The 24,839-nt window shown below is 59.6% G+C and carries 20 protein-coding genes, 1 pseudogene and 2 riboswitches; of the genes and pseudogenes, 11 read left to right on the forward strand and 10 right to left on the reverse strand.

The window, feature by feature from the left end; translation table 11 throughout:
- Window positions 1–204: 204 nt before the first annotated feature.
- Window positions 205–2,727 carry an ExeM/NucH family extracellular endonuclease gene (locus NP590_RS05195; protein ID WP_256601200.1) on the reverse strand — a complete coding sequence of 841 codons (2,523 nt, stop codon included), beginning with the start codon at window positions 2,725–2,727 and terminating at the stop codon, window positions 205–207.
- A 219-nt stretch (window positions 2,728–2,946) separates the two neighbouring features.
- Here NP590_RS05195 and NP590_RS05200 point away from each other — a divergent pair, with 219 nt between their 5' ends.
- Window positions 2,947–5,010: a PhoX family protein gene (locus NP590_RS05200; protein ID WP_256601201.1), complete on the forward strand. Its 2,064-nt coding sequence runs from the start codon at window positions 2,947–2,949 to the stop codon at window positions 5,008–5,010.
- A gap of 555 nt (window positions 5,011–5,565) precedes the next feature.
- Here NP590_RS05200 and NP590_RS05205 read toward each other — a convergent pair.
- From NP590_RS05205 to NP590_RS05240, 8 genes are all read right to left on the reverse strand, one after another.
- Window positions 5,566–6,222, reverse strand: coding sequence for a hypothetical protein (locus NP590_RS05205; RefSeq protein ID WP_256601202.1), 657 nt, complete (start codon window positions 6,220–6,222; stop codon window positions 5,566–5,568).
- 261 nt (window positions 6,223–6,483) lie between these two features.
- Window positions 6,484–7,137 carry a PEP-CTERM sorting domain-containing protein gene (locus NP590_RS05210; protein ID WP_256601203.1) on the reverse strand — a complete coding sequence of 218 codons (654 nt, stop codon included), beginning with the start codon at window positions 7,135–7,137 and terminating at the stop codon, window positions 6,484–6,486.
- Between the two features lie 102 nt (window positions 7,138–7,239).
- Window positions 7,240–9,357, reverse strand: coding sequence for an alkaline phosphatase PhoX (locus tag NP590_RS05215; RefSeq protein ID WP_256601265.1), 2,118 nt, complete (start codon window positions 9,355–9,357; stop codon window positions 7,240–7,242).
- Between the two features lie 538 nt (window positions 9,358–9,895).
- Window positions 9,896–10,669, reverse strand: coding sequence for a twin-arginine translocase subunit TatC (tatC, locus tag NP590_RS05220; protein WP_256601204.1), 774 nt, complete (start codon window positions 10,667–10,669; stop codon window positions 9,896–9,898).
- Window positions 10,662–10,982 carry a Sec-independent protein translocase protein TatB gene (gene tatB, locus NP590_RS05225; RefSeq protein WP_256601205.1) on the reverse strand — a complete coding sequence of 107 codons (321 nt, stop codon included), beginning with the start codon at window positions 10,980–10,982 and terminating at the stop codon, window positions 10,662–10,664. The genes tatC and tatB overlap by 8 nt, the downstream gene beginning before the upstream one ends.
- Before the next feature lie 5 nt (window positions 10,983–10,987).
- Window positions 10,988–11,197, reverse strand: a complete 210-nt coding sequence (gene tatA, locus NP590_RS20565; protein WP_371927246.1) for a twin-arginine translocase TatA/TatE family subunit — start codon at window positions 11,195–11,197, stop codon at window positions 10,988–10,990.
- A 343-nt stretch (window positions 11,198–11,540) separates the two neighbouring features.
- The gene (locus NP590_RS05235) at window positions 11,541–12,275 is read right to left on the reverse strand and encodes a PA4824 family protein (RefSeq protein WP_256601206.1); all 735 of its coding nucleotides are present in this window, start codon (window positions 12,273–12,275) and stop codon (window positions 11,541–11,543) included.
- A 196-nt stretch (window positions 12,276–12,471) separates the two neighbouring features.
- A complete protein-coding gene (locus NP590_RS05240) occupies window positions 12,472–14,082 on the reverse strand; it encodes a choice-of-anchor I family protein (RefSeq protein WP_256601207.1) in 1,611 nt (536 codons plus the stop codon).
- 252 nt (window positions 14,083–14,334) lie between these two features.
- On the opposite strand from NP590_RS05240, the gene gspG reads away from it, so the two are divergent.
- From gspG to NP590_RS05275, 7 genes are read left to right on the forward strand one after another with little or no spacing between them, the layout of a single operon-like run.
- Complete coding sequence (gspG, locus tag NP590_RS05245; RefSeq protein ID WP_256601208.1) at window positions 14,335–14,766, forward strand: type II secretion system major pseudopilin GspG; 432 nt, start codon at window positions 14,335–14,337, stop codon at window positions 14,764–14,766.
- Between the two features lie 8 nt (window positions 14,767–14,774).
- Window positions 14,775–15,281 (forward strand): type II secretion system minor pseudopilin GspH, encoded by a 507-nt coding sequence (gene gspH, locus NP590_RS05250; RefSeq protein ID WP_256601209.1) that lies wholly within the window; start codon window positions 14,775–14,777, stop codon window positions 15,279–15,281.
- A complete protein-coding gene (gspI, locus tag NP590_RS05255; protein ID WP_256601210.1) occupies window positions 15,278–15,676 on the forward strand; it encodes a type II secretion system minor pseudopilin GspI in 399 nt (132 codons plus the stop codon). The genes gspH and gspI overlap by 4 nt, the downstream gene beginning before the upstream one ends.
- Window positions 15,673–16,254: a type II secretion system minor pseudopilin GspJ gene (gene gspJ, locus NP590_RS05260; protein ID WP_256601211.1), complete on the forward strand. Its 582-nt coding sequence runs from the start codon at window positions 15,673–15,675 to the stop codon at window positions 16,252–16,254. Before gspI ends, gspJ begins: the two co-directional genes overlap by 4 nt.
- Window positions 16,251–17,168 carry a type II secretion system minor pseudopilin GspK gene (gspK, locus tag NP590_RS05265; RefSeq protein WP_256601212.1) on the forward strand — a complete coding sequence of 306 codons (918 nt, stop codon included), beginning with the start codon at window positions 16,251–16,253 and terminating at the stop codon, window positions 17,166–17,168. Before gspJ ends, gspK begins: the two co-directional genes overlap by 4 nt.
- A complete protein-coding gene (gene gspL / locus NP590_RS05270; RefSeq protein ID WP_256601213.1) occupies window positions 17,161–18,354 on the forward strand; it encodes a type II secretion system protein GspL in 1,194 nt (397 codons plus the stop codon). Before gspK ends, gspL begins: the two co-directional genes overlap by 8 nt.
- On the forward strand, window positions 18,335–18,853 hold the full coding sequence (locus tag NP590_RS05275) for a type II secretion system protein M (protein ID WP_256601214.1): 519 nt from the start codon (window positions 18,335–18,337) through the stop codon (window positions 18,851–18,853). The genes gspL and NP590_RS05275 overlap by 20 nt, the downstream gene beginning before the upstream one ends.
- 229 nt (window positions 18,854–19,082) lie before the next feature.
- Here the strand turns inward: NP590_RS05275 and NP590_RS05280 are convergent.
- Window positions 19,083–19,616, reverse strand: a pseudogene (locus tag NP590_RS05280) (REP-associated tyrosine transposase).
- Window positions 19,617–19,977: 361 nt separating this feature from the next.
- A riboswitch (cyclic di-GMP riboswitch) is annotated at window positions 19,978–20,050 on the forward strand.
- A 108-nt stretch (window positions 20,051–20,158) separates the two neighbouring features.
- Between NP590_RS05280 and NP590_RS05285 the strand changes: the two are divergent.
- The 3 genes from NP590_RS05285 (at window position 20,159) to NP590_RS05295 (ending at window position 24,704) form a co-directional block, all read left to right on the forward strand.
- Window positions 20,159–20,959 carry a hypothetical protein gene (locus NP590_RS05285; protein ID WP_256601216.1) on the forward strand — a complete coding sequence of 267 codons (801 nt, stop codon included), beginning with the start codon at window positions 20,159–20,161 and terminating at the stop codon, window positions 20,957–20,959.
- Window positions 20,960–21,158: 199 nt separating this feature from the next.
- Window positions 21,159–22,727, forward strand: coding sequence for a hypothetical protein (locus tag NP590_RS05290; protein WP_256601217.1), 1,569 nt, complete (start codon window positions 21,159–21,161; stop codon window positions 22,725–22,727).
- A 360-nt stretch (window positions 22,728–23,087) separates the two neighbouring features.
- Window positions 23,088–24,704, forward strand: coding sequence for a ShlB/FhaC/HecB family hemolysin secretion/activation protein (locus NP590_RS05295; protein WP_256601218.1), 1,617 nt, complete (start codon window positions 23,088–23,090; stop codon window positions 24,702–24,704).
- A 48-nt stretch (window positions 24,705–24,752) separates the two neighbouring features.
- Window positions 24,753–24,831: riboswitch (cyclic di-GMP riboswitch) on the forward strand.
- The last annotated feature ends 8 nt before the right edge of the window (window positions 24,832–24,839 follow it).

Genomic DNA, 24,839 nt, shown 5'->3' on the forward strand with positions numbered 1-24,839 from the left:
AGGCTTACGCCCAAAATAACTTCCTTATTTAAATCCCTCACCCTAGCCCTCCCGGAGGGGAAAAGAATGCGGAAGTTATTACTCTGAAAGCCACGGTAGGAGCGACGCGTAGTCGCGATTCGTAAGGTCGTCATCGCGACTGTGCGTTGCTCCCACGATTTTTCCAGCCTTGTTCCGGCAGTTAAGCCGCCGCGATAAACAGGATCATTGCGCCGGCTTGCGTTGCAGGTAGGCCAGATAATGCGCGTACCAGATGCGGTAGTCGGCGTAATCGGCGCAGCCGCTGGCGTTGTAATCCGCCTCGCGCTTGAAACCCGGCTTGTTGGCGCATTTACCCAATTGCGCGCGGAAAACGCCGGCATCGCTGCTATCCACGTCGCCGTCGCCGTCCAGATCGCCGGGCACGAACAGTTGCAGCAGCAAGGGATCGTGGTCGGACGAGCGGTAGGCATCGGGCGCATAAAAACTGTCGATTTGCCCCGCCGATTTGAACTCCACGTTGTAGTCCAGAGCGCGCGGCTCGTCGGCGTTGATATGCCAGTCGGTCACGGCTTTGACTTGCGGCGCCAGCGCCGCATTGGCCAGGGCATGATCCAGGTAACCGGCCCCGCCCTGGAACACATAACTGTAAGCAACTTGGTTGCCGAGGCGGCTTTCCGGCAGATTGTCGTAGCCGGCGTTTTTCAAGACGCTGATCGGGTCTTCCTGGGCGTAGCTGTTCAAGTCGCCAATGATCAGCGTGTGAGGGCTGCTCTGGCCGGTCGGGTCGCTATCCAGCCAGCTTGCCAGCGCCTGGGCGGCGGCGGTGCGGGTCAGGTTGCAGTTGCCCTGGCCGTCGCCGGTATCCGGGTCGTTGACGTCGTCGCAGGCCGAGCCCTTGGATTTCAAATGATTGACGGCCACGGTCAGGGTTTTGTTGGAGGCCTTGTCCAGGAAGCTTTGCGCCAGTGTCGGCCGGTTCTTGCCGTCGTTGAAGCGGCTGTCGACCGATTGGTCCAGCAGGCGGGCGCTGCCCAGCGGCACGACCTTGGCCGCTTGATAAATCAAGCCGACGGCGATTTCGTCACTGCCGATTTTGTTGACGCCGACGTTGACAAAGGCGTAACGGCCGGCGCCGGTCTGCTGGTTGAGGCCGTTGACCAGATCGGCAATCGCGCTATCGGCGCCGTAGCCGTCATTTTCGATTTCCATCAAACCCACGATGTCCGCGTTCAGGCCGGCGAGAGCGTTGACGATCTTGGCCCGCTGGCGAGCGAACTCCAGCGGGCTGTTGGCGCCGCGCGAGGTCGGAAAGCCGCCGCCCGCGCCGTTGCCGTTGAAGTAATTTAGCACGTTGAAACTCGCCACCTTCAAGGAGGCATTGGCATCGGCAAGCGGCGCCGAAGGCCGCGGATGACTGTTGCCGAACTGCAATGCCTGCGTGGGTTGCAGGCGGTAGGCGCCGAAATCGTAAGCCAGGATGCCCACCGCGCCGGTGACGCTGTCGCCGCCGCGCAAGCTGTTGGCGGCGCTTAGGCCGGCGGGTTGCGGATAGATCAGCGGGTCGGGATTTTGCGTGTTGGAGCCGTCGTCGATCACCAGACGGTCCAGGCTGTCGAGAGCTGCTCTATCGATTGCGGCCTGGCCGGGCGCGGCCACTTGAGTCGGCGCGAATTGTCGTTCCGACGAGACGATGAACTCGCCGAAACGCGCCAGATTGAAGTTTTCGTTGACCAGCAGCGTTTGCGGCAGCCTTACCCGCATGCCTTCCCAGCGTTCCGGATCGTTGGTTTGCGGGTCGAACGGCAAATGAATGTCGAGCGCCGCCGGCAGCGGCAGGCCGGCGGCGCAGACCTCGACGGAAGACACGCCAACCAGGCGGGTCATGCCGAAGCTTTCGTCGACCTTGCCGACCACGTGGACGCGGTCGCCGACCCGTACCGGCGTGTTCGACTGCACGAACAAACCTTCCGAGCTGGCCGGGTCGTTGTCGGCCTGAGGTTGTTGCAGAAAAAAGCCACCCAGGTTAGCCGAACCGCCGAAGTCGCCGGTAACCGTCGCTTCGACGTGCTGTACCGAGCCGTTCAAGGGGCTGACCGGGCCGCTGCCTTGAATCGCGCCAATCGGCGTGGCCGGCTGGCCGCATTGCGAAACCGGCGGCGGGTTGCCGGAGTCGTCGCCGAAAGTCTGGCCCTGATTCGGCGCGCCGAACGACGCGGCCGATTCCGTCTGCCAGGCGAAGTCTTCGTAATGCCGGCCGCTGCCTTTCAGTTGCAAGGACTGGCCGGCCGGTGTGCCGCCGGACTGTTGCACGCCGATGTCGACTGATGTCATGCCGCTGGCCGGGCCGTTGCTGGCGCTGAAAGTGCCTTCGTAACTGAGAAACTGCACCACCGCGCCGCCGGCGTTCACCAGCGCGATGCCGTCCGGCGCGCCGTTTTGAATGCCGTTGCTGGGGTAGGCGATGCTTAGGGTGCCGAAGCCGTTGCCGGTCTGGTCGCCCAGTGTGCCGCTCAGCAGCTTGGAATCGTAAACCGCGCCGCCATTGCCGTTGTAAAGCAGCAGGCTCCAGCCATTCAGATCGGTACCGGCCGGGCCGGCGATTTCTATGGCTTCGCCGACATCGGTGCCGGCGTTGTCGTAATGGATTTCATTGATGAACACCGGCGTGGCGGCCTGGGCCTGGGCGGACAGGCCCAGCGTGGCCGACAAGGCCAGCACGGAAGCCATGGGTTGGGATGTGAACATATTCCGATCTCCGAAATGTGGCGGTAAACGAGGCAAGCGCTGCCGTACCGGCCATATTTCAAAGCAGTCATGTGACAAAGCCATGAGGATTTGTTGACGAAACGGTAAAACGTAATACGCGCATTGTTGTCATTTTTCGGTCTTAAACCTGTCACGGATTTTTCATCTCCCGTTGCTAATTTGAGCGCTCAACCTTAGCCAACACGAGAGAGAACTTACATGAACGATAACGAGCATAACCTGATCGACTCCGGCGACGAGCCGATGAGCAATCATTCCGACAACCCGCATTTTTCCAGCATTCTGGAAAAGCGTTTGTCCCGCCGCGACATGTTGAGCGGCAGCTTGACCGCCGCCGTGGCCGGCATGTTCGGCGCTTCCAGCCTGGGCAATGTCGCGGCGGCGGCCGGCAGCTTTTTACCGCCGGCGGCCGGCGCTAATCCGTCTTTCGCCTTGAACCCAAGCCTGGGTTTTGCGGCGGTTCCGCCCACCCGTTCCGATAACGCTACCGTACCGGCCGGCTATAAAGCACAAACCCTGGCGCCTTGGGGTACCCCATTGACCGGCAGCTATCCCGCTTATAAAGCCGACGGCAGCAACAGCGGCGCCGAGCAGGAGCAGCAAGTGGGTTCGCATCATGACGGCATGCATTATTTCCCGATGGCCAGCAATCCGAACGGCCACGGCTTGTTGTGCGTGAATCACGAGTACGTCGATCAATACAACCTGCATCAAGGCGGCGCCATCAACAGCAATCCGCGCCCGGAAGACCAAGTCCGTAAGGAAATCGCCGCCCACGGCGTCAGCGTCATCGAAGTCAAGAAAGACCCATTCACTGGCGAATGGGGCGTCGTGCAGGGTGGTTACAATCGCCGCATCACCGCCAACACACCGATGGAAATCCGTGGTCCGGTGCGCGGCAGCGATTTCGTCAAAACCAAATACAGCCCCGACGGCACCATGACCCGCGGCACCATCAACAACTGCGGTCACGGTTATACACCTTGGGGCACTTACCTGACCTGCGAGGAAAACTGGTCGGGTTATTTCGTCAATCGCACAGGTCGTCCGCGCGAGCACGCCCGTTACGGTGTCAGCACCAGCGCCGGCCGTTACCGCTGGGAAACCGCGCAGGGCGGCGCCGATCAATACATCCGCTTCGACGCCTCGGTTAAAGCGGCCGATCCTGTCGACGACTACCGCAACGAGCCCAACGGCCAAGGCTGGATCGTCGAGATCGATCCGTTCAACCCCAACAGCACGCCGAAAAAACGCACCGCGATGGGACGTTTCGGGCACGAAGGTTGCTGGTTATCGCCGCCGCAATTGGGTCAACCGGTCGTTTTTTACTCCGGCGACGATGCGCAAAACGAATATGTCTATAAATTCGTCACCAAGGCCCGTTACAGCAAAAACGTCAATGGCGACATCCTGGATCAAGGCACTTTGTACGTGGCGCGCTTCAACGACGACGGCACCGGCGAATGGCTGGCATTGGACATCAACGACTTGGCGTTCCAGGCCGCCGCGTTTGCCAAGGGCGTGGCTTTTGCCGATCAGGCCGACGTATTGGTCAACACCCGTCTGGCGGCCGACGTGGTCGGCGCCACCAAAATGGACAGACCGGAGTGGGGCACGGTGCATCCGCAAACCCGCGAAGTCTATATGACCATGACCAACAACGGCAGCCGCAACGCCGGCAATATCGACGCCGCCAATCCGCGCGGCCCAAATCCTTACGGCCATATCATCCGCTGGCGCGAGCAGGGCAACCGTTCCTGGGCCACCAAATTCGAGTGGGACATCTTCGTGTTGGGCGGTATCGAATCCGACAGCCAAGTGTTGCCGGAACAAGGCGGCCCCGCGCTGACCCAAGACAACATCTTCGCCAGCCCGGACGGTTTGTGGCTGGACCAAAACGGCATCCTGTGGATTCAGACCGATATGAGCGGCTCTCAGCAATTGTCCGGCCCCTTCGGCGCCAACCAAATGCTGGCCGCCAACCCGATCAGCGGCGAAATCAAGCGCTTTTTGGTCGGTCCCAACGATCAGGAAACCACCGGTGTGGTGTCGACCCCGGACGGCAAAAACCTGTTCGTCAACTTCCAGCATCCTGGCGACCGCTCCAGCGCCAGCCTGGGCTTCACCAGCAACTGGCCTGACCACGGCGCGGTGTATCGTCAACCCGGCGATGCGGTTGTGGTAGCCGACCCGGTGGGTCCGCGTCCACGCAGTTCCACCATCGTCATCACCCGCGAAGACGGTGGCGTGGTCGGCTTGTAAGCGTTTTACGCTTAGCCCGGACAGGGACGTTCGGGCATTAACCCAAGCGCATGAACAACAAGGCCGGTTTTACCGGCCTTGCTTTTTTTGCCTGGAGAGTTTGGGCATGCGGGAGGTCATCCCATCGCTCATGAGAGGGCGCCGTAATGGCCGATCAGTCCCTTCTCCCGCCGCACCCACGGGGCATAAAGGAGAAGGTTAGGGTGAGGGTATAAAAATCAACGCCTTGCCTTGTTATTTCCCCTCACCCCAGCCCTCTCCTGCAAGGAGAGGGAGCTTTTTACGACGCCTACCATGAAGGCACGGCCCCGGCCGGTGGTGGCAGTCCGGTGGGAGAGACGCATAGTCGCGAAGATGGTATTTGTCGGATTCCGGGAAGTGCTCGTCATTTCGGCGGCGATTGGCGAAATCCGTACTCCACGGACGGAGCTAAGCTTGCCATCCATGGTAATGGAGGCCCGTTCTTGTGACCATTGGGTATCCCGGCGGCCAGTCCGGCGCTGCCCAGCGGGAATGCCCTATTGCGGACATTCCCACAGTGTTTTCAGTCGGCGATCAGGCGGCTTCGCGGCGGCGTAGGCCCGCCAAACCGGCCAGAGCCGAGCTGAACAACCAAATGGCGGACGGAACCGGCACTTGCGAAACGTCGCCGTTGAATACCGCAATCGCATAACCGTTGCCGGTTTTCAGGGCGTCGGTTTGCAGGCCTAAATCGGTCAGGAAGGACCAGGCGAAATTGGCCGGGTCGGGGGCGTATTCGGTAGCTGTCCAATACAGGTCGGCTTGCAAGTTGGACAGCGGGCCCTTGTTGGTCAACTTGCCGTCGATATAGTCGCCGTTGCTGGCGTATGCGCCGCTGTTATTCAGCGTGACGTAATACAAATGAGCCAGTTCGGACGCCGGGCTGGAAATGTTGTAGCTCCAGTCGGTGCCGCCGTCCACGCTCTCGGCGTATTGAAACGATGAACCGTTGACCGGAGAAACGGTCGGCAAGCGCCAGCCGCTGATGCCGGCATGAGACAGGCCGGCTACCCAGTCCAGCGCCTCTTGCCAGGATTGAACGGCTTGGCTTTGGTTCAGCCAGGTGACGTTCAAAACGGTGTCGTAGTACATGTCGTTGCCGCGCGCTTCCAGGGCCGCTTCGGAACTTGCGGTGAACAACATACCGGCGGATAAAGCCGAAGCGAGCAGTAAGGGTTTGCCTGAAATCATGTAGAGACTCCTTGTGATAATGGTGAATGGGATGATTATGTGTCGCACTTCACACATTAAGCCTTCACTGTGACGGAGTCGTTACCTGTATATAAAGGTTTGATGACAGATTGGAAGGAAGGCAATACCGCGAGCCATAGCCTCTGCTGACCGAAACCGCAACGCCGCCCCTTGATCGTCTGGATGAAGGGGCGGACTTATAAGGAGCCGAAAAGCCATGGCTAAATCGCCAAGCGGGTTTTTCCTTTAAAACAAGAGCAATCAGGCGCTCAACGGACCGTTGCGGCGCTTGCCGGCCATGGCGGCCAAGCCCAATGCCATCAGGCACAGGATTGACGGTTCGGGTACAGTAGTCAGGTGAAACGCCCTATCGCCGGCGTCATTGAAACGCTCGCCCAGAAAGTCTTGATAGCCCAGGCCGTCGCCCACGTTGCTGGAGGCCCAACCCCACTCGGCGGGAGAGTTCAGGCTGGGTTGAATAGACAGCCAGTATTGGGTGTTTTCCAGCGCAAGGAAGCCGCTGGCCAAAACCGTGTGGTAGCTGTACATCACTATGCTGCCCAGATCGCTCAGCAAGGTTTCACCGGCGGAACCGGCTACGGTCTCGGAAAACAGCAGCGAAGCGGGGGCATTGTTGTTATCCGACCAAAACTCGATCAAGAATTGGGAAATGCCGCCGTTTGAAGGTGCGTCATAAAAACCGCCGGTCCAGCTGACCTCGGTAACCGTCAGTGTGCGGGTCAATGTGAAATTATCGTAGACCTTGGCGTAGTCGCCGAATGAGACGGGATCGTTCTGCGAAGAGAATGCATCGCTAGTGCCGTTCCAGGCTTGGTCGTAATCGAAACTGCTTGCTTGAGCGCCGCCGGCCATCAAGCCAAGCAGCACTATCATTGACATCATGTGTTTTTTCATGGGTTTACCTAATATTGATTTCGTAAATTCATTGGGTTGAGAGAGCCGCGCGGCGACGGAATGTCATCCGGCCTGTCCGCGCGGCTCCGTTGCTGGTTGCCGTTACGATCTGCGTTTGGGCGGCGTCAGGTTGCCGCCGGTGGTCCGCGTGGTGAAATAACCGCTTACGCCGCCGACGGTGAGCGACGAACGCGTAACGAACAGCGGCGAAGCCGACGACAGGTGCCGCATTTGTAGGCTTTGTTCCGGTTTCAGTTCGCCGTTGGCATTGGTCCACGGACCGTTACCGATGCGGTATTCGGCGTTGCCATCGCAGACGATAGTCGTCGGCAGGTTGAAGCCGGTCAGTACGATGCTCGCGGACTCGATCAAGCTGTTGGCCGCCACGTTTTCCTGTGTGCCGAAATCGAAGGCATCCGGCGTCGTGCTGGCTTCGGCGGTTGTTGTGCGGAATGCCGCCGTGGTGCGGCTGGCGCCGCTGCTCAGGCCTATCGTGACGGTGGTTTCGACGGCTTCGCCTATGGTTTCCGCGCTCAAGTGGCGCACGCGCAAGGTCTGGCCAGCCTCAATGGAGGCCGCTTCGTTGGTCCAATTACCCTCATCAATGCTGAATTCGGCGTTATTGCCGCCGCCTATGCTGACCGTCAATGGGCCGATAAAACCGTCGATGGCGACGGATTCGGACTCCACGAGCACGGCCGGTGCCACGTTCAAGCGCTCGATAAAGCTGAAGCCGTCGGCTTTTTGCAAGGCGCGGAAGCGCGGCGGAATGGTCATTTCATAAATCACGCCACGGTTCTGGGTACCGCTCAGTCCGCCGGGGCCGGCTTGGCTGGAGAAATACAGTCGCGAGCCGTCGGGGGTAAAGGCCGGGCCGCAAATTTCCGAACCGCCGCGAGTGATTTGCATCAGCAATTTGGGTTGCTGGTTGTTGGTGATGATGGCCAGACGCATAGCTGTGCCGTCTTCCGCCACCAACACGTCGCCGCCAGGGCTGACCACCACGTTATCCACCTGGCTGTAATTGCTCAACGCGCCATTGGCGTTGCGCAGGTTGGTGAAGGCTTGGTTGTTGTGGGTGTCGTAAATCAGCTCGATCAAATCGTTTTCGATGTCGATCGCCCAGATGCGGCCGTCGCCCTTGCTGGCAAAGAACATCACGCCGCGGGTCGGTTTGCTGCCAGCGCTTGGAATGGTACGCAGACCTTCCGGAATTTCGTAATACCAGATGCCTTCGCCGCCGTTGAAATTGGTGCCGTTGCTGCCGGTGTCTGCTACCCACTGGATAGGACGGGCTTGACGTAATTGCGAACTGCCGCTGGCGGTATTGGGAACCACGATGTTATTAAAACCGGGTAAATCGTTGAACTGCGGGATGAACAAACGCTGCGATACACCGCTTTCCATGCGCATGCGGGTAACGCCGTCGGCCGTTACTTCCAGATCGTCCGGGTTCGAGACGAAGCGGACGAATTTGCCGGGATTGGTGTCCAGGGTTTGATAGCAGACGTGGTTGATAGGGTCGATAGCCACCGCCTCGCGGCCGTTGCGGGCGCCCAGCGCGTCCAGGCGGCGTTGCGGTACTACGCCCCAAGGGTCGCATTCAAAAGCGTAACCGCCGGTGACTTCCTCGCAGGTGATCCAGGTACCCCAGGGCGTTTGACCGCCGGCGCAGTTATTGCGGGTACCGGTGCAGATGCGGTAATAGTCGATGACGTTGCCCTCGGCGTCGAAGCGGATCGAACTGACGCCGCCAAACGCGTTGCCGGTGGTGGATCCTTCTTCATGATTGGAAACATAAACCCAACCGTCGTCGGGCGCCATGAACACCGCGCCGCCGTCGGGATCGATATGACCCAGCGGTTGACGGCTATCGTCGAGGGTAACCGGATTGACGTTGTAGCGCATTACCACCCGCACGTCGAAACCGGCCGGTCCGTATAGCTGGTGATTGACGGACGCGATATTGTCGCCGACGGTTTTCAGTTCCAGCGGGCCGAAGTCCTGGCCGCCCAATGGGCCGTAGGGAATATCCAGTTCCGGTCCGCCGACCAGTTGGGTTTGCGCAATCGCGTCCTTGACGACCCAGGCCGGCAGACTGGCCGCGCCCAGACCCAGAAAAATACCGCGCAACACGGTGCGGCGGTCGATGTCGCGTTGCATGACGCCTTCGAGCGGGCCGGATAGCCCCGCTTCCTTCAATTCGTAATTTGTTTTCATTTTCAATGTTATAGCTTGGTTGGTGGAGCCGAAAGCATAAATGCGAGCTGTGACACGATTGTGAAATTGATGTTAGCGGTTTATGACATGCAAGCGCGCGGGCCGAGGCGCCGAATAGGCTTCCGTTACAGATAGTCTTTCCCTTTGGAAACTGCCGTAAAAGCCATAAAAGAACCCTCTCCCTCCGGGAGAGGGCAGGGTGAGGGTATAGAAAATCAACGCCTTACCTTGTTATTTCCCCTCTCCCCAACCCTCTCCCGCGAGGAGAGGGAGCTTTTGCGACAGCCTCCCGAGGGAGAAGGGACTGATCCGATTTTACGACAGCATCCTTAGTCAAAAGGGGAGCTTGTTACTCTGAAAGTAAAATATTAGGTTGGGTGAGATTGCTTGCCGGACAGGACGCCGTGAATACGTCCGTGTAGGCTCGGCGGCGGCATCCTTGCCGCCAACGCCTGTCCAACAAGCAACCGCGCCTTGGAAGATTGTTTTTATGGGCCGGGGCGATGCGCCGGGTTCATGAGCGTTAGTAGCAAAATCCCTAGCGGTTGTCCGGCGCCAGTTCGGTTGTCCTGTCGGATTTGGCGGTGGAAAGGTAGGCCAGCAGCACGCCGAGCTCGAACAGCAGCCAGATCGGCACCGCCATCAGGGTTTGCGAAATGACGTCCGGCGGGGTCAGCAGTGCGCCGATGATGAAGGCTCCCACGATCACGTAAGCGCGTTGGTCATGCAGGGTGCGGTATTCGACCAAGCCGCTTTTGACCAGCAACAGGGTGAATATCGGCACTTCGAACACCGCGCCGAAGGCGATCAGCATGCGTATGACAAAGTCCAGGTAATGGCCGATGTCGGTCATGACGGCCACCCCTTGCGGCGCGGCGGTTACCATGAAACCGAAGATCACCGGAAACACCGCGAAATAGGCAAACGCCAGACCGAGGTAAAACAACAGCGTGCTGGCCAGCAGCAAGGGGAAAAACAGGCGCTTTTCCGCCCGGCGCAAACCGGGGGCGACAAAGGCCCAGGCCTGATAAAGCAGAAACGGCACCGCCAGCAGCACGGCGGCCAGGAAGGCCAGTTTGAAAGGAATCAGAAACGGCGACGCCACTTCGATGGCTATCATTTGCGAGCCCGCCGGCATATAGCGCAGCAGCGGGTCGGCCAGTTGGGCATAAATCTCGTTGGCGTAATAAGCCAGTCCGGCAAAAACCAACAGCACGAATAGCACCGATTTCAATACCCGGTTGCGCAGTTCCAGCAAATGTCCCAGCCAGCTCATGCGGGCGGAATCCCCGGAAAAATCTCCGTCAGCCATGGCTTGCTCCGCTGGATGCGGGCGCCGGCCGGCCTATCGTTTCCGCCGACTCGGTTTGACTGGCGGATTCCTGTAACAGCGCCAGCGGATCGATGCGCGGCAATTGCATGGATTCGTTCAGGGCCCGTAATTCCTTCAATTCTTCCAGGTCCAGTTCGCGTTTGATTTCCGCCTTGGCATCGTGCAGCAGCGAGCGGGCCTTGCCCAGCCACAGTGCCGCTTCGCGGGCCAGCTTGGGCAAACGTTCCGGGCCCAGTACCAGCAGGCCCACCAGACCCACCATCAGCATTTCCGAAAAACCGACGTCGAACATGGCGCTCAGGAGCTATGTTCGGCGTTTTCGGCAAGCGGTTTTTTCAGCGCGCCGGTTTGAGCCGCGTGCTCGTCCAGCGCGGGCTCGTTCATGGCCTGTTTAAAGCTGCGTATCGCGCCGCCCAGGTCGCCGCCCATGCCGCGCAGTTTTTTGGTGCCGAAAATGATGATGACCATGGTTAAAATCAATAGCAGTTCCGTGACGCCTAAGTTCATATCGAATACCTCGTGATGTTGATGAATTGTGTTTGTTAACTATTTAGTTTTAGCTGCCTATCCCTTCTCCGGGACGAGTGTGTCGTAAAAGCCATAACAGAACCCTCTCCCTCCGGGAGAGGTGGCTTTTACGACACCCTCCGTAGCGGGATGGATAATGATGCCGCGCGCCGAATAGATACTGTTTTTGTTGCCAAGCCCGGCTCGAGCGATTTTTTACAAAAGCCTCGCGGCGGAGCGGGAGATTGCCACCCGGATATGCTAGCCGGGGTTTATGACAATACGGTGAAGAAAGTTAAAAGCAGGAGCAGTGGAGGCGTTACGAATCGCCAGACGAGAAATGTCAATCGGGGGTGACCAGACGAATCCCCAAGGTCCACCAGCGGTCGCGGTCGTCCTTGACGTTTTTGCCTATCGTGCCGTCGAACTGCAGCGTATCGCTGATCACATAACGAAAACCGATCTGACTTTGCCATTTGGCGTGCAAGGGTGCGTACGGGTCGCCGTAATAAATTTCGGCAACTCCGTGCAAGCCGGCAACAATGTGACTTTGCATGCCGAATCCGCCGGTCGTTGCGGTTTTCCACAACTGGTCCGTTTGCGCGGCGGCCACGCCCAGGTTGGCGTGCAATTGCAATTTGTCGTCGAACAAAGACTCGGTGGCGGCCAGAAAGCCGAATGCCGTGCTGCCCTCGGGTTTCAGCGAGCCGTATCCCCAGGGTGGAATGAAACCGGCCACCCATGCCAGACCGGGCGCGCCATCCGGCAGCGGCTCGAAGGCTAGTGCCTTCAGTTGAAACAAGGGACCGTTGATGCCGTAGCCGGCATCAACGGCAGAGTAATTACCGCCATGGACGAAACCGCTGGTCAATTCCAGCCATTCGGTCGGGCCGTAAGCGGCCAACACATTGTGGCTGATGCCTTCCCGGTTGGCGTCCAGCCAACTTTCCAATTGCGCCAATCCCTCGCCGACCACCCGGGCATCGTCGGTCACCAAGGGGCGGATGGCATGAGCCGTGTCGAATGAAAACAGGGTCAGAGGCAGTGCAAGGCTGGCGGCTTTCAAAAGCTTACGCATAGCGCCGATGATTTTAAGATTGTGGGAGCTTGGATTATAGCTTCCTTGCGGAGACGGGTTTGGTAAAACCGTTCCCACGGCTTCAACGAGCCGGCGCCCATGATGGCCCCGCAAATCGCGACCACCATCAATCCCGGCGTAAGCCGGCCAATCCGGCGAGCCGGGTCGGGCGAAGGCCGCGACCCGGCGGCGGCCTTTAGTTCTTGCGGCGGGAAACGCCCAAAAATCCCAGCATGACCGAACCGAACAACCATACCGCGCCCGGTACCGGCACGGCCGAAACCTTATACAGCGAAGTGGTGCCGCTGACTTCGTTGGCGACGGCCAGATAATGGCCGCTGGCGTTGCTGAAGAAGCTCAAGCCTTCCGGGCTGATATCGCCGGCGGTGAACAGCATGTCCAGAAACGTGATGTTGGCCAAGTCGGTCAAGTCCCATACCATCACGGCATTGGAGCGTTCCAGGCCCAAAAACAGCAGGTCGCGGCCGTTGACCTGGCCGACCACCGCGCTTTCCGGTTCCGGGCCCTTGTTGTCGCTACGGGTGTCGTCCCATAATTGCGGATAAAAGGCCATGATGATCTGTTCCAGTTGGTTGCCGGAGTCGAATAGCATGGTGCCGGCCGCGTCCAGAATCGAGAATGAGCGGCCGCCGAACACGTGAATGGCATCCAGATCGCCGTCGCCGTCCAGGTCGCCGCTGGTCGAAACGGTCAGGCGGTTCAGTTTGTCGTTGTTGGTCTGCCAATCGGCGCCGTGGGCCAAGGTCATGGCGTCGTTCAACGCCGCATCGATTACCGCGCTGCCCAGGCGGAGTTCATCGTTGCCGCCCGGCCAATCCGCCCGCGAGTCGCCTTCGTTGGCGATGACGTAATACTGCTTGCCGGATTTTTCAAAGCCGGCAATGCCGTCCGGCATATACATGCCCTGCACGTTCCAGTTTTGGATGTTGCCGTTCAGCGGGTTGTTGCCGGCACCGTCCCGGTCGGATACGTCCAGACCGTTGCCGGGCAGGCTGTGATCCTTCAGTCCCAGCGCCTTGATGGCGGTGACGCTGGCGCTTTCGATATCGACGATGGCCACCGAGTTGGCTTCCTGCAGCGTGACCATGGCGGTGGTGCCGTCCTTGCTGACCGCGATGTACTCGGGTTCCAGATCCTGTGCCACGCTGGCGTTGGGGCCGGTCAAGCGCACGCCGGCGGCTTTCAAAGTGTCGGCCTGGGCGTTGAAGGCTTCGAAGCTGGCGGTTTGTACATTAAAAGTGGCGGTATCGATGATGCTGACCGAGCCGAGCGGGTCGCCGCTGGGGCCGACCAGATAACTGCTGGGTTCGCCTTCGTTGGCGACCAGCAATTTGCCGCCGTTGGGAGTAAAGGTCACCGCATCCGGGTTGGCGCCCACCGTCACGTCTTGCAGTACGTTGTAGTTGCCGGCATCGTAAAACCGCACCAGACCGGGATCGGTTTTGATCGGAGCGGTCAAGGCAATCGCGGCCAGACCGTTACCGAGCGCCACGCTGTTGATGCCGCCCAGGCTGCTGGTGTCGATGCTTTGCAGCAAATTGCCGGACATATCCAGGATATCGATACCGCCCAGGCCCAGATTGGCGCCGTTGGCGTCGGTGCCCGCCACCCACAGGCGGTCGTTGGCCGCATCGAAAGCCACGATTTCCGAGCCCATGGCCTTGGAGCCGTTGGCGGCGGTGTGGTTAAAGGTCCATTCCAGATTCCAGTTAAAGCCGCCGGCGGCGCTGGCCGAGCCGGATGCCAGCGCGGCGGCGATGGCGAGAGCGATGGATTTGCGTTTCATAATGTCGTTTCCGGTTTAAGTTGCGATTCGAATAAGCGGCGCGGGCGCTCGATAATGCGAAGCCCGTCACACGAATGGCATCTTAAAAACCGATTGTGACAAAACGGTTAAACCGCTCGAAATCCCAAAATTGTCCTGCTTACGCACGGGACTTGACGGGGTTTGTCATACGCCTGTCACGTTGGTTTCTTAATATTTCCGTCACAACAGCCGCCGGCCGGCTATCCGTTTGCACAACACTTTTTGACTGGCATGAACAAAAAAATACAGCAAGGTTTTACTCTGATCGAAGTAATGATCGTGGTGGTGATATTGGGGATACTGGCGTCCATCGTGGTGCCGAAAATCATGGGCAGGCCGGACGAAGCCCGCGCCACCCGCAGCATGCAGGACATCCGCGCCATCGGCGCGGCGCTGGATTTGTACCGGCTGGATAATTTCAGCTACCCCAGTACCGAGCAGGGCCTGGAGGCTTTGGTGACCAAGCCGGCGGGACTGGCGCCCGGCGCGCATTGGAAGCAGGGCGGCTATCTGGACCAACTGCCGACCGATGCCTGGGGCAAGCCCTACATGTATCTGAAGCCGGGCCTGCACGGCGAATACGATTTGTATTCCTTCGGCGCCGACGGCGTGGAAGGCGGCGAAGAGGCCAATGCCGATATTGCCAACTGGAAGCTTAAATAAACCGGGCCATGCGCGCCGGCGGCTTTACGCTGATCGAATTATTGATCGTGCTGGTGTTGATCGGCGTCATGACGGGCATGGCCATGCTGGCTATCGGCAACGACGGCAAGGACAGGCGGCCGCTGCTGGAGGCGGAGCGCCTGCAAACCCTGCTGGACCTGGCGGAACAGGAAAGCCAGTTGCGCGGCCAAGCCATGGCGCTGGAACTGTTTGCCCACGGCTACCGCTTTCTGATCCTGACCGAATCCGGCTGGTTGGAAGAAACCGGCGACGCGGTGTTTCGGGCCCGCGAACTGGACGGCGATTTACGCCTGGGCCTGCGGATAAACGACAACAAGCAAGTGCTGGCCGCCCGGCCGGGCTTGGGGGCAAAGCCCCGGCCGGGCATATTGCTGATCCCGGATGCTCAAGCCGACAGCATACGCATAGACATCGGCGATTCTCACGGCAGCCTGCAGATCGGCAATGGCGGGGAGCGCGGTTGGGAAATCGCCGCCGCCGGAGTTATCCCATGACCGGGCTCCACGCTGAGCCCGAATCTTCCCGCCGGCGCCAAGCTGGTTTCACCTTGCTGGAAGTGTTGATCGCATTGGCGATACTGGCCATCCTGATGAGCGCCCTGATCAAAATCGCCGCCAACAATATCCGCAATCTGGGTTTTCTGGAAAACGCCACCCTGGCCGAACAGGTGGCGCACAACCGTCTGCTGCAACTGCGTCTGACGGAGGAAAGGCCGGAGACCGCCGAGGGTTGGGAAGACATGGCCGGCCGGCGCTGGTTTTGGCGCATTTCGCGCTCGGTCGGCCATGGCATGGGAAGAGGGGTTTTGCGCTATCGGGTACAGGTGTTTGCCGACGGCGAAAAAACGCCTTATGTCGAGCTGATCGGCTATGTGCCGGAGCCGTCGTGAACGGAGGCCGGGTTCGGGCCCGAGGCTTTACCTTGCTGGAGTTGCTGATTGCCATGGCGATTTTCGCCATCATGGCCGGCATGGCCTACGGCGGCTTGAAAGCCGTCCTCGATGCCGGCCGGGCCACGCGGGGCAGGGCGGAACAAATGCAACAACTGCGGCAGGCCCTGTATTTATTGAACGAAGATTTGCAGCAGGCCGTGCCGCGCGCGGTGCGCGACGAGCTCGGCGACCTGGAGGACGAGTTTCGCGGCGGCATGGGCCGGGAATTGTTGACACTGACCCGCGCCACGCCGGAATTGTTGCCGAACAATACCGCAAGCGGCCTGCTACGCGTCAGTTACCGTTTCGAATCCGGCGTCTTGTACCGGCTGGTTTGGCATACCCTGGACAGGACGCAGCAAAGCCGGCCCTTGCGAAAACGCATCATGGAGGCCGAGGCCTTGCAAATCCGCTTTTTCGGCGCCGATTGGAGCACAAGCTGGCCGGTGGCCGGCGCCGGCTTGCCCAGGGCGGTGGAAGTGACGCTGAATGTGCCGGGCCTGGGCCGGATTCGGCGCGGATTTTGGTTGCGATGAGCGCGGGACGGCGGATGCGGCGGCAACGCGGAGTGGCCTTGATTACTGTGTTGCTGGTGCTGGCCTTGGCCACCGTGACCATAGTGTCCATGTCCGGCGAACGGCAACTGGATATTCGGCGCACCGAAAACCAGCTGCGCGGCGATCAGGCCTGGGCCCATGCCCACAGCCTGGAGAGCTGGGCCTTGGCGCGCCTGCGGGACGAGGCCGGCGACCGGCAAAAGCCGCTACGCCTGCGGGAAGACGGCGGCGCCGAATTGCGGGCAAGTCTGGCCGAAGCGCAGGGCAAAATCAATTTGAACAATCTATTGGTGGACGGCGAAGTCAGTCAGACCGATGCGCAGCGCCTGAGGCGGCTGTTGCGGCACTTGGAACTGAACGGCGAATTGCTGGATGCCATCCTGGACTGGATCGATGCCGACGGCGATATTCGTTATCCGTTCGGAGCGGAAGACGAAGCCTATTCCCGCCGCCAGCCGCCGGGCAGAGCCGCCAACCGCGAGTTTGCGGATCTCGGCGAATTGCGTCTGATACAGGGCGTGACGCCGGAAGTTTTTCGCAAGCTGCGGCCTTTCGTCAGCGTCCTGCCGGGTTATGCGCCCATCAACGTCAACACCGCCGCTCCCGAAGTGCTGCGTTGTCTGGCGGACGACATCAGCGCCGACCGAGCGGCTTCCATGTTTCGGGCCAGCGGCAAACCCTTCGCCGATCTGGATGAGTTTTTAAAGGACGAGGCGGTGCTGGGCAGCGGCATCGGTAGATACGGTTTGAGCGTGCAGAGCAAATACTTTTTATTGGCGGGATCGGTGGATATGGGCGGGACGCGTTTGCGTTTCGAATCGCTGTTGCGCAAGGACGGCGACGGCGCCGTGGCAGTGGTCGGCCGCGCGCGCGAAGGGTGGCAATATGACTGAGCCGATATTGCTGCGGGAATTGTCCGGCCCGCAACAAGCGCAATGGCTGGATTTGGCGGCGCCGGCCGACGGCGTGCATGTCGGCGGTCTGCGCGAACTGGCCGGTCTGGCGCGGGAGCGGCCGCTGATCCTGGTTTGGCCGGCGGCCTCGATATTGTTGCTGCAACTGGATCTGCCGCTACGCGGCGCCGGGCAAATCGCCAAGGCTCTGCCGTATGCGCTGGAAGATTCGCTGGCGCTGGACGTCGAGGCTTACCATTTCAGTTGGTGCCGGGCCGCGCGCGACGGAGCCATAGCCGTGGCCGCCGTCGACCGGCAAGCGATGACGGCCTGCATGGCGCGCTTCGCGGCGGCCGGCTTGCGCTTGAGCATGGCCTTGCCGGAACCCTTGTTGTTGCCGTGGCATGCGGGCGAATGCGCCATGTTGCTGGAAGGCGGCAGCGGCGTGTGCAGATTCGGCGCATGGCTGGGCGGCGGCGGCGAGGCGGATTTGTGCGGCGTGTTGCTGGAAAAACTCCATGCGGACGGACAACTGCGAGGCAGTTTGCAACTGTGGTCCGCGCCCGGAGGCGCGGATTTCGGCCCGCTGCCGGTCGAAGTCCAGGCGCGGGAATGGCGGGAGCCGCTGGCGCTGTATGCCGAGCAATGGCGGGCGGCGACCGGCTTGAATCTGCTGGTCGGCGCATACGCTCCGCCAAGCCGGCGTTCCGGCAGCCTGAAGGCATGGTTGCCGGCGGCCTTGATTTTACTGGCCGCCTTGCTGGCGCAACTGGCCGGGCAGTGGAACTTGCAGCGGCTGCAACAACAGCAATTGCAAGCTTTGGAGGCCGACAGCGAGGCCTTGTTCCGGCAAACCTTTCCGGAAGTCAAGCGCTTGGTCAATATTAAGGCGCAAGCGGATCAGCAGTTGCAGGCCTTGCATGAGCAATCCCGGCACAACGCGGGCGGCTTTTTGGCCTTGTTGCATGTCGCGGGCGGGCCATTGATGGAAGCCCCGCAAATCAGGTTGCAAGGCCTGCAATTCGACGGCGAGGTGTTGCGTATCAAACTGCTGGCGCCGGACGCGGCCGGCCTGGAACAATTTAAAGATAGGCTAAGCGGCGAGGGCGGCACGCAGGCTGATATCGTGGCGGCGACCGGCGTTGCCGAAGGCGTGGAGGCGGAAATTGCCATTCGACAAAACTGATGTGATCCGGCGTTGGCGGGCCTTGTCGGCGCGCGAACAAATGTTGGCGGTCGCTGGTATGGCGGTGGTCGCTTTGGCGGCGGTCTACGGCGGGCTGTACGAACCGATGCGGGAGGAAAACCGGCGCCTGCGGCAACAACTGCAAGTCCGCCAACAAGTTCGCCAGCATTTGCGGGAGGTGGCGCAACGGGCGGCGCAACTGCGCGGGTCGGGCGAATACAGCGCTGTTTCGCCCATGGAGCCGGCGGCGGCCATTGCCGGCAGCAGCCGGCAGTTGGATCTGGAAAGCTATATCGGCAAGCGGCAAGCGGCTGCGGAGGAGGGGATAGAACTCGAGCTGCAAGCCATTCCCTTCGACAAGCTGGTCTATTGGCTGGCGGTCATGCGGCAACAGCATGGCGTGGTGGTCGCCAAGCTGGACATGCGGCGGCACGCGGCCGACAGCCCCTTGCTGGACGGCACGCTGACCTTGGGCGGCATAAACCGTGGGCCGGAATAAGCTCGGCGTTTCCGGCAATTCGAGACCGGCGCGCCGGAAACGCCTGGCGGCTTATTCCGGCCTACAACTTTCGGTATTTCGGCAAGGGCATGGTTTTTTTCAAATTCGACGAGCGGTCGACAGCGCCTTGCCGGACGGCACGCTGGCATAAATCGGCATAAATCGTAGGCCGGAATAAGCACCGCGTTTCCGGCAATTCAAAGCCCGCGCGCCGGAAACGCCTGGCGGCTTATTCCGGCCTGCGTATCCATTCCGGCGCAATATTCGCGGGATCAAGGCCGGCGGCGGCCCAATCGTGGGTATACCAGCCCCGGTTGACGAAATGTTTAAAGGAACTATGCGGCCAGTCGGCGGGAGAATGCGCCAAGCCGTGTTTGACCGGATTGTAATGCAGATAATCCAGGTGGCGCCGAAAGTCGCTTTCGTCGCGCAAGCAATGCTCGTAAAAGCGCGGTTGCCAAACGGTTTTGGCGCCGTCCGCCTTGACCCTGGCGCTAATGCGCCGCGAAAACGCCGTTTTCACCATTTGCCAGCGGCTGGAAAAGTCGGCGTCGTCCGGCGGCAGGCGCCATATGCAATGCAGATGGTCCGGCAAAACCACCGCCGCCAACAGATCGAAAGGCCGCTTGTTCTTGACCTCCCGAAACGCTTGCCGAAGCAACATGACCCGTTGCCGGTCGCAAAAAATCGCCCGGCGTCAATAAGTCACCACGGTAAAAAAATAACAGCCGCCCGGAATGTACAAACGTCGGTAGTCGCTCATGAGGCAAAGTCGGCCGGAAAAGTGGTTTGCCAGCCTAGCGCGCGCAAGCGTTTTCGGCAAGCCGGTGTGCCGGAAACGCCTGGCGGCTTATTCCGGCCTACAAGTCTCCTTTGTATCACCAATGTAATACGTTTAACCGAATTGTCATGGACGTGTAACTGAAACCGCGCATTTGCTTTGAAACAATATGTCCAAGGCTCGGGGGAGCGTATGCGCAACCTCCGGCCAACGGATAGGGAAAACGTGGGAACAGGGACGGCACGCAGAGGGAGCGGCAAGGGAGCGGGTTAGGGAGTTGGAAAACAGGGGGTTCAAAAAATGGTAGCGGGGAAACGCCACTCTTTGAGTGTTAGATAGTAAAGCGTGTAAAAGCCAAACCCGTCGCGAGGCGGGGACGGAAAATCACGGGTCTTGATGTTAGTCGTACTCCCGCCGGGAGTAGCCGCGTAAGGGCTTGCCGCCCGCAAGGGCGGCAATGACAAGGAAGCCAAGACGGCCGGATCGTCACCTTGTGTACAACCAATTTAAACATGAGGAAATCTATGAAAATTTTAGCTAAATCGGTTGCCGTCGCGGCAATCGCCATGTCCATGACCGGCGTTGCCGAGGCCCGTATTCAGGCTATCGGCGATGCAACAGCTGACGGTAGCGAGTTGTTGTTCAACTTGGTCAACTATACCGCCCAAAACAGCTACACGCTGGATCTGGGTATCACGATTGCCCAATTCCGCACCAGCAGCGATCAGACTCTGGATTCATGGTCCGCCTTGTTGAATGCGGACAGCAATTTTCAAGCATTCCTGGCGACTTACGATGCCAGCCACAACGTAACCTGGGGTGTTTCCGGCGGTCATCAGCTGTTGAATGAACTGAGCGATTTACCGATCTTCGGTTTCTACACCACCTCGGTAAGCGCCGCGCCGGCGGTAATCGACGTTAATGCCGCCGATATTAACAACACACAAGGCGTGTGGAGTACGCTGGTTGCGGACATTCAAACCCAGGACAGCAACGCCAACAACCTGAGCACCTTTAGAAGCGTCGGCGAGCAAGGTTATACCGCTGTTTACGGCAACGACTTCCTGACCGCGCTGCCATTCCAGGCCCAGGGCAATGTCGGCGAAGCGCTGGCTTTTCTGCAGGAAAGAGTCAATGCCGATGATTTCGATACCGGCGAATTGACGGTTTTCGGCGGCAAATGGTTGTTCGACATCAACAACGGCGTCGCGGTACTGAAATACGACGTATCGGCGGTATCTGAAGTACCGGTGCCGGCCGCCGCGTGGATGTTCGGTAGCGCTCTTTTGGGCCTGCTGGGTCTGAACCGTCGTAAAGCCGCTTAAGCCTTTAGGATTCCGGCCCTAATAACTGCCCTATTTATACCCCTCACCCTAACCCTCTCCCGGAGGGCGAGGGAACAGAATGCGGAAGTTATTTTGGGCGGAATCCTTAGGCAGGCAAACGGCCGGCGCGTCAGGGATGACGGCTTTGCCACGGCGGCGGGCCGGCCAAGGTATGTTTTTAATTTCCATGGTAATCAATATGAAAAAGCACGTATTATCGGCCGCCGTTGCGCTGGCTTCTTTGGCGGGATTCTCGCAAGGCGCTCTGGCGCACGCACCGGGCGTGACGCCCGATCTGGAAATCTTCATGTCCGGAGCCACCGCGCCGGATAAAGGCCTGAAAGCCCTGTTCACAAGCATGTGCACACCCGGCACGCTGGATATCTACCGCGACGATCCGGGCGCGGCTTCCACCAAGGGCAGAAACCACAACGCCTTCTTTTGCACCGTATCCGCCTCTGAAATCCCCAACCTGACGGTAAACGGTTCGGCGGTAACCAGCGCGAAAATTCTGTTTCACAAACGTTCGCAAGGCGGCTCGGCGCAGGGCGTCAACCCCTTGATCGACGGCGTGGCGATTGCGCACATGCGCATAGACAACGGCAACTGCACCAACGTGGGCTCGGGCAACTGGGATTGTAACGCGGCCGGTGCCAACCTGGTGAACGTGGTGTCCGATGCCGGCGTATCCGACGTGGAACCCAAATTGTTCGTCGGCCCCAACAAACCTTCCAATGCCTCGGCGGTTAATCCAGCCCAGGCCGATGCGGTGCTGACCGTGGTGCCGGCGGCCTCCCTGATTTTCGGCGTGCCGGTTACCGACAACCTGTATATCGCCCTGCAAAAAGCCCAGGGCTTGCTGGATGCGCCCAGCAGCTGCAGCGCCGGCGCTTATACCGAGGCCTGCATGCCCAGCCTGAGCAAGGAGCAGGTGGCTACCCTGGTATCCGGTCAAATCAAGCGCTGGAACGAGTTCAGCGTCAACGGCACTGCCCTGACCACCCTGACCGCCGGCATGACCTATACCGACGACACCGTCAACCCGCCGGTGGTGCGCAACGTCACTCCGTCCGATACCAAGCTGCATTTTTGCAAGCGTATCGACGGTTCCGGTACCGGCGCGCAAATGTACGCCAAATTCCTCAACAACCCCTGCAGCACGGCCGGTCTGGATCCTGATTGGGGCGGAAGCGCGCTGGCTGGTCCGGTCAAGCACGAGGTATCCGGTTCCGGCGACATGGAATTGTGTCTGACCGACTTTGCCCGCGGCACCAACACGGCTAAAAAAGTCACCAGCACCAACCCAGACGTGTTCACCACCGATGTCAATCCCAGTTTAGCCACCGGCTGGGCCATCGGCATGCAAAGCCTGGAAAACAATGCCACCCATACCAGACCTTACCGTTTCGTCAAGGTCGACGGCGTGGCGCCAACCCTGGAAAACGTCTTCAAGGGCAGATACATGGACTGGGTGGAATATACCTTCCAATACCGTAAAGCCATCAGCCAGGACAAGAAAACCGTGATCGCCCAAATCGCCAAGGATGCCGGCGCGCCCAGCATCATTGCCACCGAGTTGAATTCCGGTTTTGTGCATCCGTTCGGCCCATCGGGCTATCTGGCTAACGGCAATAACTTCAGCTACAGCCATACCTTGAATCTGAATGCGCCGGTCAACCCCTACTCGCACGAAGTCAAGGGTTCCTTGAGCAACTGCCAGGTACCGGTTATCAAATCGGTCGTCAACAACAACAAGCCTATCAATTAAGGCTCGATAGGGACGGACGGGCGGCAGGGACGCCGCACAGGGATGTAGTTTAATCGGCCGGCCGCGGGTTTCTGCGGTCGGCCGGAGTCACGAGGCCCGGCCAGTCAATCTTGCCGGGTCTTGCTTGACTTAAGTTGCCGGCAGGCAGCGACGATGATTTGTCAAGACATTTTTACAACACTTTTACGGGTATGTCTGACATACCTTTTTTTGTTTAGGCCGACTCGCCGACTTGTCACAAAACCTTAAAGATTCCTGCCTAGAATAGCCGGCTGGCGGTTTTCAGCGGGAGAACCGGTTTATTTCGGAACATTCCAAACCATGCAGTTAAACGATACCCGATTCGCAAACGTTGTCCTGATGGCGACCAGCTTTGTATTGCTGGCGCCCGGCCCGGTCCGGGGCCAGGAAGTGGAGATGATGGACGAGGCGGAGCAAACACAAGCGCAAGCGGAGCAGCCCGGCGGGCAAGCCAATGCAGCCAGCTTCGATTTGCTGGAATTACGGATCAAGGGCAACAGCCTGATCGAGAAAAAACAGCTGGAACGCACCATTTATCCGTTTCTGGGGCCGAAAAAAAGCATAGACATCGTCGAACAGGCCCGCGCCAGCCTGGAAGAGCTGTATCGCAGTCTGGGTTATCAGACCGTGGCGGTGGATATTCCCGAGCAGGATGTCAAAAACGGCGTGGTGTATCTGCAGGTTTCCGAAGGCAAAATTTCCAAATTGCGGGTCAAGGACTCGCGGTATTTCGATCAAGGCCGGATCAAGGCCACGGTGTCCGAGCTGGCGGAAGGCACGGTACCCAATTTTCCCAAGATGCAGGCCCAGCTGGCGGAGCTCACCGCCCAGAGCAACGATAGACAGATCGTGCCCATCCTGCGAGCCGGCGAAACGCCGGGCACGCTGGAAGTGGATTTGAAGGTCAAGGACGAACTGCCCTTGCACGCCAAGCTGGAAATCAACGCCCACAACACCGCCAATACCTCGCGTTTGCGCACCATCGCCTCGGTACGCTACGACAACCTGTGGCAGAAATATCATAGCGCTTCCTTGATGTATCAGACCGCGCCGGAAAATCCGCAAGAGGTGGATGTGCTGGTGGGCAGCTACGTGATGCCAGTGTTCGATAGCGACAAGCGTTTGGCCATGTATGCGGTCAGTTCGTCTTCTACCTCGCAGGTGGCCAGCGCCGGTGCGCTGGCCGTGATCGGTACCGGCGATATTTACGGCGCCCGCCTGATCAGCCCGCTGAAGGCACTGAAGGATTATTCGCACAATCTGACGGTGGGTTTCGATTACAAGGATTTCAAGGAAGATTTGGCCTTGCTGGGGGCGGATACCCTGAAAACCCCCATTCATTACCTGCCGTTCATGGCGCAATACAGCGGCGTTCTGCGCGGCAAGGAGTCGCTGTTGAGTTTTAATTTCGGGGTGAATTTCGCTATTCGCGGCTTGGGCAGCGAAGAAAGGCAATTCGCCGAGAAACGCTTTCTGGCCCGTTCCAATTACGCCTATCTGACCGGCGGGTTGAATTTTCGCCACGATCTGCCCTGGGACATGATGCTGGTCAGCCGCGTCAACGGCCAGTATGCCGATTCGCCGATGATCAGTAACGAACAGTTTTCCATGGGCGGCGCGCAAAGCGTGCGCGGTTACCTGGAAACCCATGCCCTGGCCGACGACGGCATCACCGGTTCTCTGGAGTTGTACAGTCCGCGACTGGCGCCGAACGATTGGGAGAAGGTGGATAACTTGCGGCTGTTGTGGTTCGTGGACGGCGGACGCGGCTGGTTGGTCGATGCCTTGCCCGGTAATGAAGACAACATTGCCCTGGCCTCCACCGGCATGGGTTTGCGTTTCGATTTGTGGCGCCACCTGCAGGGCGAGTTCGACTTTGCCATCCCGCTGCTGGAGCAGGGCGATGTGCGGGTGGGCGAGAACCGGGTGGATTTTCGTCTGGCCACCCAGTTTTAAACAGAATGCAAGTAGCGCGGCTTACGCTTCGGCCGGCCCGCATGACATCAGAATTAATGCCAAACCCGTTGCGAGGCGGGGTCGGAAAGCCGCGAGTCTTGCTGGTCAAGATAGTCGGGTTGCCAGTCGGGCGTA

Source organism: Methylomonas subterranea (assembly GCF_024505185.1).
GTDB lineage: Bacteria > Pseudomonadota > Gammaproteobacteria > Methylococcales > Methylomonadaceae > Methylomonas > Methylomonas subterranea.

What these genes read in the sequence shown, in the direction of transcription:
- NP590_RS05240 (WP_256601207.1), bottom strand. Translation starts at nt 14,082, where the DNA reads ATGAAACGCAAATCCATCGCTCTCGCCATCGCCGCCGCGCTGGCATCC.
- tatC (WP_256601204.1), bottom strand. Translation starts at nt 10,669, where the DNA reads ATGGCTGACGGAGATTTTTCCGGGGATTCCGCCCGCATGAGCTGGCTG.
- gspL (WP_256601213.1), top strand. Translation starts at nt 17,161, where the DNA reads ATGACTGAGCCGATATTGCTGCGGGAATTGTCCGGCCCGCAACAAGCG.
- gspG (WP_256601208.1), top strand. Translation starts at nt 14,335, where the DNA reads ATGAACAAAAAAATACAGCAAGGTTTTACTCTGATCGAAGTAATGATC.
- NP590_RS05215 (WP_256601265.1), bottom strand. Translation starts at nt 9,357, where the DNA reads ATGAAAACAAATTACGAATTGAAGGAAGCGGGGCTATCCGGCCCGCTC.
- NP590_RS05285 (WP_256601216.1), top strand. Translation starts at nt 20,159, where the DNA reads ATGAAAATTTTAGCTAAATCGGTTGCCGTCGCGGCAATCGCCATGTCC.
- gspH (WP_256601209.1), top strand. Translation starts at nt 14,775, where the DNA reads ATGCGCGCCGGCGGCTTTACGCTGATCGAATTATTGATCGTGCTGGTG.
- NP590_RS05195 (WP_256601200.1), bottom strand. Translation starts at nt 2,727, where the DNA reads ATGTTCACATCCCAACCCATGGCTTCCGTGCTGGCCTTGTCGGCCACG.
- NP590_RS05205 (WP_256601202.1), bottom strand. Translation starts at nt 6,222, where the DNA reads ATGATTTCAGGCAAACCCTTACTGCTCGCTTCGGCTTTATCCGCCGGT.
- NP590_RS05295 (WP_256601218.1), top strand. Translation starts at nt 23,088, where the DNA reads ATGGCGACCAGCTTTGTATTGCTGGCGCCCGGCCCGGTCCGGGGCCAG.
- NP590_RS05200 (WP_256601201.1), top strand. Translation starts at nt 2,947, where the DNA reads ATGAACGATAACGAGCATAACCTGATCGACTCCGGCGACGAGCCGATG.
- NP590_RS05290 (WP_256601217.1), top strand. Translation starts at nt 21,159, where the DNA reads ATGAAAAAGCACGTATTATCGGCCGCCGTTGCGCTGGCTTCTTTGGCG.
- tatB (WP_256601205.1), bottom strand. Translation starts at nt 10,982, where the DNA reads ATGTTCGACGTCGGTTTTTCGGAAATGCTGATGGTGGGTCTGGTGGGC.
- gspK (WP_256601212.1), top strand. Translation starts at nt 16,251, where the DNA reads ATGAGCGCGGGACGGCGGATGCGGCGGCAACGCGGAGTGGCCTTGATT.
- NP590_RS05235 (WP_256601206.1), bottom strand. Translation starts at nt 12,275, where the DNA reads ATGCGTAAGCTTTTGAAAGCCGCCAGCCTTGCACTGCCTCTGACCCTG.
- tatA (WP_371927246.1), bottom strand. Translation starts at nt 11,197, where the DNA reads ATGAACTTAGGCGTCACGGAACTGCTATTGATTTTAACCATGGTCATC.
- gspI (WP_256601210.1), top strand. Translation starts at nt 15,278, where the DNA reads ATGACCGGGCTCCACGCTGAGCCCGAATCTTCCCGCCGGCGCCAAGCT.
- NP590_RS05210 (WP_256601203.1), bottom strand. Translation starts at nt 7,137, where the DNA reads ATGAAAAAACACATGATGTCAATGATAGTGCTGCTTGGCTTGATGGCC.